The sequence below is a fragment of the Bradyrhizobium sp. genome (assembly GCF_004799445.1).
Lineage (GTDB): Bacteria > Pseudomonadota > Alphaproteobacteria > Rhizobiales > Xanthobacteraceae > Bradyrhizobium.
Window position 1 is genome coordinate 18,788 of record NZ_SSNA01000209.1, and the last position, 10,827, is coordinate 29,614.

General features: G+C 63.2%; 9 protein-coding genes. 1 reads left to right on the forward strand and 8 read right to left on the reverse strand.

The genetic code is table 11. The features are described 5' to 3' along the window. Positions 1 to 40: 40 nt before the first annotated feature. Together E8A46_RS27540 and E8A46_RS27545 are read right to left on the reverse strand one after the other, a co-directional pair. Positions 41 to 886, reverse strand: coding sequence for an NlpC/P60 family protein (locus tag E8A46_RS27540; protein WP_291567918.1), 846 nt, complete (start codon positions 884 to 886; stop codon positions 41 to 43). Then, a complete protein-coding gene (locus tag E8A46_RS27545; protein ID WP_291567919.1) occupies positions 879 to 2,264 on the reverse strand; it encodes a leucyl aminopeptidase family protein in 1,386 nt (461 codons plus the stop codon). The genes E8A46_RS27540 and E8A46_RS27545 overlap by 8 nt, the downstream gene beginning before the upstream one ends. 415 nt (positions 2,265 to 2,679) lie before the next feature. On the opposite strand from E8A46_RS27545, the gene E8A46_RS27550 reads away from it, so the two are divergent. After that, entirely contained in the window at positions 2,680 to 3,489 is an 810-nt protein-coding gene (locus E8A46_RS27550) for a tetratricopeptide repeat protein (protein WP_291567921.1), read from the forward strand. Between the two features lie 205 nt (positions 3,490 to 3,694). Here the strand turns inward: E8A46_RS27550 and E8A46_RS27555 are convergent, their stop codons facing one another. The 6 genes from E8A46_RS27555 to E8A46_RS27580 are packed head-to-tail and all read right to left on the reverse strand — an operon-like array spanning position 3,695 to position 10,621. Continuing rightward, positions 3,695 to 4,669 (reverse strand): type II secretion system F family protein, encoded by a 975-nt coding sequence (locus tag E8A46_RS27555; protein ID WP_291567923.1) that lies wholly within the window; start codon positions 4,667 to 4,669, stop codon positions 3,695 to 3,697. A gap of 9 nt (positions 4,670 to 4,678) precedes the next feature. Further along, a complete protein-coding gene (locus tag E8A46_RS27560) occupies positions 4,679 to 5,656 on the reverse strand; it encodes a type II secretion system F family protein (RefSeq protein ID WP_291567925.1) in 978 nt (325 codons plus the stop codon). 10 nt (positions 5,657 to 5,666) lie between these two features. Beyond that, positions 5,667 to 7,136: a CpaF family protein gene (locus tag E8A46_RS27565; RefSeq protein ID WP_291567927.1), complete on the reverse strand. Its 1,470-nt coding sequence runs from the start codon at positions 7,134 to 7,136 to the stop codon at positions 5,667 to 5,669. Between the two features lie 24 nt (positions 7,137 to 7,160). Beyond that, the gene (locus E8A46_RS27570; protein WP_291567929.1) at positions 7,161 to 8,429 is read right to left on the reverse strand and encodes an AAA family ATPase; all 1,269 of its coding nucleotides are present in this window, start codon (positions 8,427 to 8,429) and stop codon (positions 7,161 to 7,163) included. Beyond that, complete coding sequence (locus E8A46_RS27575; RefSeq protein ID WP_291567931.1) at positions 8,426 to 9,166, reverse strand: CpaD family pilus assembly protein; 741 nt, start codon at positions 9,164 to 9,166, stop codon at positions 8,426 to 8,428. The genes E8A46_RS27570 and E8A46_RS27575 overlap by 4 nt, the downstream gene beginning before the upstream one ends. A 21-nt stretch (positions 9,167 to 9,187) precedes the next feature. Then, positions 9,188 to 10,621 carry a type II and III secretion system protein family protein gene (locus E8A46_RS27580; RefSeq protein WP_291567933.1) on the reverse strand — a complete coding sequence of 478 codons (1,434 nt, stop codon included), beginning with the start codon at positions 10,619 to 10,621 and terminating at the stop codon, positions 9,188 to 9,190. Positions 10,622 to 10,827 lie beyond the last annotated feature (206 nt).

The following is a 10,827-nucleotide window of genomic DNA, read 5'->3' on the forward strand; positions in this document are numbered from 1 at the left end:
TCTCCACTTCTCCCGCGAAAAGCGGGGAGAAGGAGGATAGCTAACTCATCCGCTTGATCGCCGTGATCTCGCTGCCCGCGGCCTTGATACGCGCGATCGCCTCGCGGGTGTTTTCGATCACCGTCGCCATGTGATGGGCGTTGGCGTGGACGATCGTGTCGGCGTCGCGCACGATCGCGACATGGCCTTTCCAGAAGATCAGATCGCCGCGCCTGAGTTTATTCGCTTCGCTTTGGTCCAATGCCCTGCCGAGGCCGTCCTGCTGCATGTCGCTGTCGCGCGGGCAGCCGGTGCCCGCGGCGTTCAGGGACACCTGGACGAGGCCGGAACAATCGACGCCAAGACTGCTCTTGCCGCCCCACAGATAGGGCGTGGCGGCGAACCGCTCGGCGACCCCTACGAAATCCGCGGCATAATGATCGATCGTGCCGACATGCTGGCGCGGCAGAAACCAGCCCTCGCGCGTCACCGCGAAAGCTCCGTCTTCGCGCATCACCGTTATCATTGCCCCCATCACCAGCGTATCGGCCGGCGGCAGCTTGATCGAGGGACCGGGAAAGGCGAAGGTCCGCAACGCCGTGATTTTGTGCGTTGGCTTTGCGGCCGGTTTTGCCAGCGCGCGATCCGGCAGCCAGCCGACATAGCCATCGCTGTTGAGTTGACCCCAGGCCCAGCCCTCGCCGTCGCGGTCATAGATGACCGCGCGCTCGCCTTTCAGTGCCTGGGTCAAAAGCACGGCCTCGGAGGAGGGGCCCTCGCGCAACGGCGCCAGCGGATCGGCGATTTCGAATTCCTCGCCACTGACAAAACGCGTCGCCGCGACCTTGCCTTCGAGATATTTCGCGGCAAGGTCGGGCCGTGCCGGCGTCAGGCGCGGATCATCCATAGCGGTCGCTCAGCAATTTATAGATGGCGCGGGCAGCCTGGCATTCGCCGCCCTCCGGCCGCGCCGGCTTGGCCGACGGCGTCCAACCGTAGATGTCGACATGTAGCCAGCTTTTCGCGGCTTCGACGAAGCGTTGCAGAAACAGCGCGCAAGTGATCGAGCCGGCGAAGCTGCCGGACGCCGCGTTGTTGACGTTGGCGACTTTCGAATCGAGCCAGCTATCGTAAGGTGGCCACAGCGGCAATCGCCACAACGGATCGTTCTCCTGTCTCGCGCAAGCCGCGAGATCGTGCGCCAGCACCTCATCGTCGGTGTAGAACGGCGGTAAGTCCGGTCCCAACGCCACCCGCGCCGCGCCGGTCAGGGTGCCGAGATCGATCAGCAGATCGGGCTTCTCCTCGTCGGCAAGCGCCAGCGCATCGGCCAGCACCAGCCGGCCTTCGGCGTCGGTATTGCCGATTTCCACCGTGATGCCCTTGCGCGAGGGGAAGATGTCGAGCGGGCGGAAGGCGTTGCCGGCAACCGCGTTCTCGACCGCCGGGATCAGCACCCTCAGGCGCAGCTTCAGCCTCGCATCCATCACCATCAGCGCCAGCGCCAGCACATTGGCGGCCCCGCCCATATCCTTCTTCATAATCAGCATGCCGCTGGATGGCTTCAGATCGAGGCCGCCGCTATCGAAGCAGACCCCCTTGCCGACCAGCGTCACCCTGGGGTGGGCGGGGTCGCCCCAGGTCAGATCGATCAGGCGCGGCGCGCGCGGCGACGCCATGCCGACCGCATGAATAAGCGGGAAATTCTGTCGAACCAGATCGTCGCCGACCACGCAGCTGAAACTGGCGCCGAAGCGCTTTGCCAGCTTTTGTGCCTCGAGCGCCAGTTGCTCGGGTCCCATGTCGTTGGCCGGCGTATTGATGAGATCGCGGGCCAGGACGGCGGCTTCAGCGATCCGCGTGATTTCAACGACGTCAATGCCATCCGGCGGCGCCAGCCTGACCTCCGGTGCTTCTGTTTTGCGGTAGCGGCCGAACCGATAGCTGCCGAGTGCGAAGGCGAGCGCGGCGAGGCGCGCATCATGCGGAGCCACATTGGCGAAGCGATAGACGCCCGGCGGCAGCAGGCCCGGCAACTGTCCGGGTCTGAACGGGTCGCGGGATTTGCTGCTCGCCTCCTCCAGTCCGAACACCACCTGCTCGATCTGTCCGTTCGCGGCAGGCAGCGTCAGGCATGCGCCAGGCTTGGCCACAAAGCCATTGGCCAGCGCGAATTGACGGGCCGGCGCGGCAAGGCCGGCGGAAATCGCCTCCCATGTCGCCTTGGTCGCAAACGTGATGGGAATAGCCGGCGCGGCAGGCGCGGTCTCGAAAACGGAATGCATGCTTCTCCCGGTCTTCAGCTGAAGCGGATGGTGGCAAAGCAGTTTCGGCGGGGCCAAAGCCCGGCATCGCCAGCTTTCTGAGGTTGTACAATGGCGTAACATGTCAAACCAGCCTGAACGGCGTGATCGAATCAGTTTGGCGATCTGGTCTCGAACCATGGCGCCGGCGGTGATGTCGGTCGGCACCAATGCCGATTGATGGCCGCCCAATCACGGCCGCGCCCTCCCGGCGTTCGCGTGCGACCGTGGCAGGCCGCCGCAAGGGGTCTTCAGAAAATCACCGCGGGCACGGCCGATCCGTTTGAAATCGAAGGCTTTTGCCGCGAGACGGCGTTAACCCTGCGTTAGGATTAACAGACTATTGCTGGGCGCATTCGGCTCGATCAGCCGGCCAGATATCATGAGTCCAAGTGTCATGCGTCAGCAGTCCAGTCTTGCCCGGCTTCTTGCGTCCGCGGCCTTGACGGCGATTTTGGCCGCTGGCCTCGGCGGCTGTCAGACCACGTCCGATATCACGGGATCGCTGACGCCAAAGTCCGAAGCAAGCCCCGATTCCGATCCGCGCCGCGCGGTGGAAATCTATGGTGAGCGCTACCGTGCCGACCCCAAAAATGCCGATGCCGCGCTGGCCTATGGCCAGGCGCTGCGTGCCACCGGGCAGCGCAGCCAGGCCGCCGCCGTGCTGGAACAGGCCACCATCTCCCACCCCGGCGACAAGGCGCTGCTCGCTGGCTACGGCCGGGCGCTGGCCGACAACGGCAATTTCCAATCGGCGTTCGACGTTCTCAGCCGCGCCCACTCGCCCGACAACCCCGACTGGCGGATTCTTTCGGTGCAGGGTACGGCACTCGATCAGCTTGGCCGGCACGACGAAGCGCGCCAATATTACGCGAGCGCCTTGAAGATCGTGCCCGACGAGCCGTCGGTGCTCTCCAATCTCGGACTTTCATACGTTCTTTCGAAGGACCTGCCGAAGGCGGAGGAGGTTCTTCGCCAGGCCTATGCCAGCACCAGGGCCGATGGGCGGGTGCGGCAGAATCTGGGGCTGGTGGTCGGCCTGCAGGGGCGCTTTGCCGAGGCGGAGCAGATCGTCCGGGCCGATCTGCCCGCGGACGAGGCGGCGGCGAACGTCGCCTATCTCAAGCAGATGCTGAACCGCAAGGACGATTCCCGCAAAGGCGCCGCATCAAGAATGCCGGTTGCCTCTCTCAACCGTCCCGAATGACGGTTCGCGCCGGCGATCTTCGAGGCTGACATTGGCTGCGGTCCGTGGCGCGCCGCGAGGGCGTTTTCGAGCGCTGCGGATGCCGGTTCGCGTGACGTAACGCATCAAACAAAACAATAGAGCCTCGGTTCTGATTCAATCGGAAGCGAGGCTCTGAGCATGATGGCCGCCGGGACGATCGGCGCGGGCCGCCGCGCCGATCCTGTCATTGCATCGCGGCGACCTTGATGCCGGTCGGCCCGAGGATGACGACAAACAGCACCGGCAGGAAGAACAGGATCATCGGCACCGTCAGCTTCGGCGGCAGGGCGGCGGCCTTCTTCTCGGCTTCGTTCATGCGCATGTCGCGATTTTCCTGCGCCATGACGCGCAAGCTCTGGCCGAGCGGCGTTCCGTAGCGTTCCGACTGCTGCAGCGCCAGGCAGACCGATTTGACGCCTTCAAGGCCGGTGCGTTTGGCGAGATTCTCGTAAGCGACCTTGCGATCCTGCAGGTAAGAGAGTTCTGCCGTGGTCAGCGTGAACTCCTCGGACAGCGCCACCGACTGCGATGCGATCTCGACGCTGACCCTGCGGAACGCGGTTTCGATCGACATCCCGGACTCGATGCAGATCAGCAGCAGATCGAGCGCGTCGGGAAAGGCGCGCTTGATCGAGAGCTGGCGTTTCGAGATCGCATTCTTCAGGAACAGCATCGGCGCCTGCAAACCGAGATAGGCCGCGCCGACGCACATGCCAATCTTGATCGGAACCGACTTTTCCATATGCGAGATCACGAACACGTACAGCACCGACGCGATGAACAGCAGGATAGGCGTCACCAGGCGGAAGAACAGAAACGTGACGTACGGCGCCTGCCCGCGGTAACCGGCCATGGTAAGCTTGTCACGCGCGGCTTCCTGGGCCAGCCATTTTCCGAGATTGAAGTCTTCCACCACCTTGGAGACGAGTTGCTTCGGCGTCTGGCGCAGCGAAACCTTTTCGGTCTTGTTGAGACGATCGCGCTCCCGCGCCCGGATCCGCTCGCGTTCGCTGGCAACCGCTTTCATCCGCTTTGCCAGTCCTTCGCCCGCGAACAGCGGCATGATCAGCGTATACGCCGTCGCGCTCACGGCGATCGCTGCGAGCAGCATCGTCATGAAGTGCGGGTCGTGGATCTTGTCGACTAGAAATCCAATCATGATGCACCGTTAGAAGTCAAAGTTGATCATTTTCTTCATTACCAGGATGCCGACGGTCATCCAGACCACGCAGCCGACAAGCATCAATTGACCGGTCGGATGCGTCCACAACAGCGAGATATAATCGGGGGTCGAGAGGTAGACGAGCAGCATGACGATCGGCGGCAACGAACCGATGATGCCCGCGGACGCCTTGGCTTCCATCGACATGGCCTGGATCTTCTCGGCCATTTTCTTGCGATCGCGCAGCACCTTGGACAGGTTGCCCAGGGCCTCGGAGAGGTTACCGCCGGATTTTTGCTGGATCGCGATGACGATCCCGAAGAAATTCGCTTCCGGAACCGGCATCCGTTCGTACAGGCGGACGCATGCTTCGCCAAGCGGCATGCCGATCGCCTGGGTTTCGATGATGGACAGGAATTCGCCCTTGAGCGGTTCCGGCGCATCGGCAGCGACCACCTTGATCGATTCAAACAGCGGCAGGCCGGCCTTGATGCCGCGGACGATAACGTCGACGGCATCCGGCAGCGCGCGAAGGAAGGCCTTTTCCCGCCGGTTCTTGAGAAAGCTCAGCAGCCAGCGCGGCAGGCCGAAACCGGCAGCAAACGCCATGCCGGTGGCCCCAAGCAATCCGCCCCCGGCCAGCATTGCCAAGGCAAAGCAAACGGCTGCCAGGATACCGGAAGCAATCATGAACTTCTGGGTCGACCAGTCGAGCCCGGCTTGCGTGAGCCGGATGCTCAATGAGACGCTCTTTTCCTTCTGTCGCCGGGCTTCGACTTCCTTCAGCGATCCCTCGACCTGTTCGCGGCGCGAACGCTGGTCCTTTTGAACCAGGCCGGCTGCCACCGGCTCCGACTTGGCGACGGAGGCGCGGCGATTCTCGGCCTTCTTCTCCCCCGAGATCAAGGGATAGATGAAGACCCACGCCAGGCCACCGATGGCGGCGGCGGCGAGAAAGGCCAGTGCGAGTGTTTGCATTTTCATGACCGACCCCTCAGACCTCCGTGGCGACTTCAGCGGCATCGAGCGCCGCAGCAAGCCGCTTTTCTTCGCCGTAATACCGCGCGCGATCCCAGAAGCGGGGCCGTCCGATGCCGGTTGAGCGGTGTCGGCCTATGATGTGACCGTTGGCGTCCTCGCCGACCATGTCATACAGGAACAGGTCCTGGGTGATGATGGTGTCGCCTTCCATGCCCATCACCTCGGTAATGTGGGTGATGCGCCGCGAGCCGTCGCGCAGGCGAGCCGCCTGGATGATCACGTCGATCGAAGCGCAGATCATCTCGCGAATGGTCCGCGAGGGCAGCGAGAAACCACCCATGGTGATCATCGATTCGCACCGTGACAGCGCTTCCCGGGGATTGTTGGCATGCAGCGTTCCCATCGATCCGTCGTGACCGGTGTTCATGGCCTGCAGGAGGTCAAACGCTTCCGGTCCGCGGACTTCGCCGACGATGATGCGTTCGGGGCGCATACGCAGGCAGTTCCGGACCAGTTCGCGCATGGTGATTTGACCCTCGCCTTCGATATTGGGCGGACGCGTTTCCAGCCGCACCACGTGCGGCTGCTGCAGTTGAAGCTCCGCGGCGTCTTCGCAGGTGATGATGCGCTCTTCGTCGTCGATGTAATTGGTAATGCAATTCAGCAGCGTCGTCTTGCCGGAACCGGTGCCGCCTGAAATCAGGACATTGGCGCGGCAGCGCCCGATGATCTGCAGGATTTCCGCGCCTTCCGGCGAGATCGCGCCGAATTTGACCAGCTGGTCGAGGGTCAGCTTGTCCTTTTTGAACTTGCGGATCGTCAGCGCGGGGCCGTCAAGCGCCAGAGGCGGAACGATGGCGTTGACGCGCGAGCCGTCGGCCAGGCGGGCGTCACAGATCGGCGAGGATTCGTCGACGCGCCGGCCAACCTGGCTGACGATGCGCTGGCAGATATTCAGCAATTGCTGGTTGTCGCGAAAACGAATTCCGGTGCGCTGGATCCGGCCGGCGACTTCGATAAACACCGTTCCGGCGCCGTTGACCATGATGTCGGAGATGTCGTCGCGCGACAACAGCGGTTCAAGCGGCCCATATCCGAGCACGTCGTTGCAGATGTCGTCGAGCAGCTCTTCCTGCTCGGCGATCGACATGACGATGTTCTTGATCGCGATAATTTCGTTGACGATATCGCGTATTTCCTCGCGCGCCGATTCGCCATCGAGCTTGGCGAGCTGGGCAAGGTCGATTGCCTCGATCAAGGCGCCGAAGATCGTCGCCTTGACCTGATAATAGGTGTCCGAGCGCCGCGTTTCGATAGCGGGCGCAGGTGGTGCCGATTTGGCCGGCGACAGGGGCGGGGAAGAAACGGTAGGCGGAGACGGGATGCGCGAAACCGCTGGCGTAGCACCGGAAGACGGTTCCGGCACGCCAGCGGCGGGCTTCACAACCCGCGAATCGCCTTCTGTGCTACGCTTACCAAACACGACAATACTCCCAGCGGGTCAAGTTTACTTGGCCCGCAGCTTCTCGAGCAGGGGCGACAGGAACGACCCCCGCGGCTTTTTGGTTTCGCCGCGGCCTGTCAGCCGTTGCGCGATCTGCAGGAACATTTCGGTGCTGCGATGGGTCGCGGAGATTTCCGCGATCATCTGGCCGTTGTTGGCCGCCGAGCCGAACATTTGCGGGTCGAACGGAATCGACGCGATCGGCTCACTCTCGATGGCCTTGGCGAACTCGCCTGAATTGATTTCCGGCCGCTTGGGTATGCCGACCTGATTGAGACAATACAGCGGTGTCCGGTCGTTGGGCCGCGATGCCTTCAGCAGGTCGAATATGTTCTTGGTGTTGCGCAGGTTGGCGAGATCCGGCGCTGCGACGATCAGGATATCGTCCGCGCCCACGAGCGCGCGCTTGGTCCATCCCGACCATTGATGGGGGACGTCGAGGACGATACACGGCATCGTTGTGCGGAGCGTGTCGAAGATCGCGTCGAAGGCTTCCGCGCCGAAATCGTAGACCCGATCGAGTGTCGCCGGCGCCGCCAGCAGGCTGAGATGGTCGGTGCATTTCGACAGCAGGCGGTCGATGAACGCCGTATCGACGCGATCTGGTGAAAACACCGCGTCGGCGATCCCTTGCGGAGGGTCCTGATTGTAGTCGAGGCCGGCGGTGCCGAACGCGAGGTCGAGATCGGCTACCACGGAATCCAGCGCCAGATCGCGGGCAATGGCCCAGGCCACGTTGTGTGCGATGGTGGACGCGCCGACGCCGCCCTTGGCGCCGACCACGGCGATGATGCGGCCGACCGCCTTCGCTTCCGGCGAGGAAAACAACCCGCAGATCGAGCGCACCACGTCGAGCGCGTTGACCGGCGAAATGACGTAGTCGCTGACGCCGCGGCGCACCAATTCGCGATAAAGCGTGACGTCATTGACGCGGCCGATCACGATGACGCGCGTTCCGGAATCGCACACGGTTGCGAGTTGATCGAGGCCGGTAAGGATGTCGTTGCGGCCTTCGGTCTCGAGAATGATCACGTTCGGAGTAGGTGCGCTACGATAGGCTTCGACGGCGGCCGCCATGCCGCCCATTTGAATCTTGAGATGGGCCTTGCCGAGGCGTCGGTCCTCGCCCGCCGACTGCACCGCGGCTGCGGTCTCCACAGTCTCGCAGAAGGCCTGCACCGACACGCGCGGCGCCGGGGCGATATGATCGTCCGCGGGCGGCGAGGTGACGTCCGTCTGCACTTCGGGATTCTGGCGCGCGTAGTTGATCATTTGCCTGTATCGCTGAGTTTGGCCTTGTCGGATTCGGGATAGTTGGTCGAAGTCGTGTTGCCTTTGCGATACTTGTCAAAGCCTTCCGTGCGCCGCGACGTATAGGCGGGTGTCTCAGGGCGCGGCTGAACGAGATCCGCGGGATTATCGATCATCGCCGCCATATTGTGCTGATAGGCGCAGCCGAAATTGTAGTACGACTTGTTTTCGAAATAGCTCTTGTCCTTGATCGAGGGACCGAGATCCTCCGGCCACAGCCCGCAGGGCCCGGCCACGGCAGAGATTTTCGGATAGTTCAACCGGATCGTTGCCAACTGGCGCGGGTCCTCCGGGTGGTAGTGACGGACAGTGATGCCGCGCGCCGGCACGCCGGCCGCCGAGAGCAGCGCCTGGACTTCCCGGAAAGCATCCGCCGCAGGGCGGGCGTTGGGCGTGCCGTTCGGCACATCGGCTATGATCGCGCCGGTTCCTTCATGGAGCCAGGTCTGCGCCAGCCCCATCACGTCGGCGCGTTGCTCGGCGGACAGGCCCCCGCGCGCGCGACCGACGAAAATCACGACCGAGCGTTCGGCCTCCTGGATCGCGATCGGATGCCGCAGCCGGTAATCGTCGGGAACGCTTGCTGTCGTCGCGACCTGATCGGTATGCGTACACGCGCTGAGCGCGACGGCTGCGCCCACAAGCGTTCCGGCGATGCGGAGAGCTCGCTTGCAATGGACGGGTATCTTGGTTGTCATCTTTTTCGTCCTTGTCCCGTCTCAGTCAGTGATAAAGCCGTAGGTACCGCGATAATTGCGGGCCGGTTCGACGCGGCCGGGAACGCCATAGATCCGATTGATGCTGCCCAGAAGATCCGCCTGCGGATCGGAGGCCGCGGCAAACCCGTCATCGGGACGCGACAGGTCCTTCTGCGCGACGGCCCGAACGATATAGGGGGTCACCAGCACCATCAGCTCGGTCTGGTTGTTGACGTAGTCGCGGCTGCGGAACAGCGCGCCCAGCACAGGCAGCTGCGAAAGACCGGGAAGCCCGTTGATCGCCTGCTTGGTCTGCTCCTGAATCAATCCGGCCATCGCCATCGAGCCGCCGGACGGAATTTCCAGCGTCGTCTCGGCGCGGCGGGTCTTGACGGACGGAACCTGGACCCCGGTGATGTTGATCGAATTGTCGTTCGAGACTTCGGATACTTCGGTCATCACCCGCAGGCTGATCCGGCCTTCCGTCAGCACCACCGGCGTAAAGTTGAGCGAGATGCCGAATTTCTTGAAGGCGATCGACGGCGCGCACTGTCCGACAGAGCCCGCGGCCGTCGTTTGGCAGGTCACGCCGGTCGAAATCGGAAATTCGCCGCCGGAAATGAATGTTGCCGACTCGCCGGAAATTGCCGTCAGATTCGGCTCCGCCAGCGTTCGTACCACGCCGGCGCTCTCCATCGCGCGCAGGGTGGCCTTGACCGACGGGGTCGACCCGAACGCCGTGGTGATGGCATTACCGGCGACGATCGGCTGGCCGGTTGCGGTGAACGGGTTTGCATTGTTGAAGTTCACCACCGCGGTGCCGTAGTTGAGCTGGCCGCTGAGGTCGATGCCCAACTGCTTGATGATCGACCGTGCGACCTCGGCGACCGTGACCTTCAACATCACCTGGTCGCGGCCGCGGACCACGATCGAGTTGACGACCTTCTCAGCGTTGCCTGCCAGCCGCGCGGCCATTTCGCCGGCCTGCTGTGCCTCGATCGGACTGGCCGCGGTGCCGGAAAGTATCACGGAGTCGCCAAGGCCTTCGATCTGAATGTCGGAATTCGGCAGTGCCTGCTTGAGCGCGGCGCGCACGCCGTTGAGGTCGCGCTTGACGGCGATGTCATAGGCCGCGATCTGCTGGCCTGCGGAATCGAAGAAAATGATGTTGGTCTGACCGACCGCGGCGCCGATGATGTAGGCGCGCTGCGCCGAACGCACGACGGCATTCGCAATCTTCGGGTCGGCGACCAGCACATCCTTGATGTCACGCGGCAGGTCGATCACGATCGATTTGCCGATGCCGAGTGAGAGAAATCGCGCGTTCATCTGCCCATCGGCGGCGACCGGCGCGACCGGGCGATAGTCGCTCGCCACGGCCGGCGCCAGCGCCGGATTGAGCGTCATCGCGGCGGCGGCCGAAAACGACAGGGCGCGGATCGTAAAATTCCGCATCAGCTGATTTCCCCTGCAATTCATGTCGTTAAATCCCTTTGATCACTTCAATATCGTGGTCGGGTTGGTGATGCCGTAGCGAACGACATTGACGCTGCCTCGCTGGCGAGTCCGATCCTCGGACCCGACGTCGACCTGGTTGAGGTCGGCAATGCTGCGCAGCGCCAGCGACAGCGTGCCGGCCTGGCGCGCGGCAGCAAGGGTCG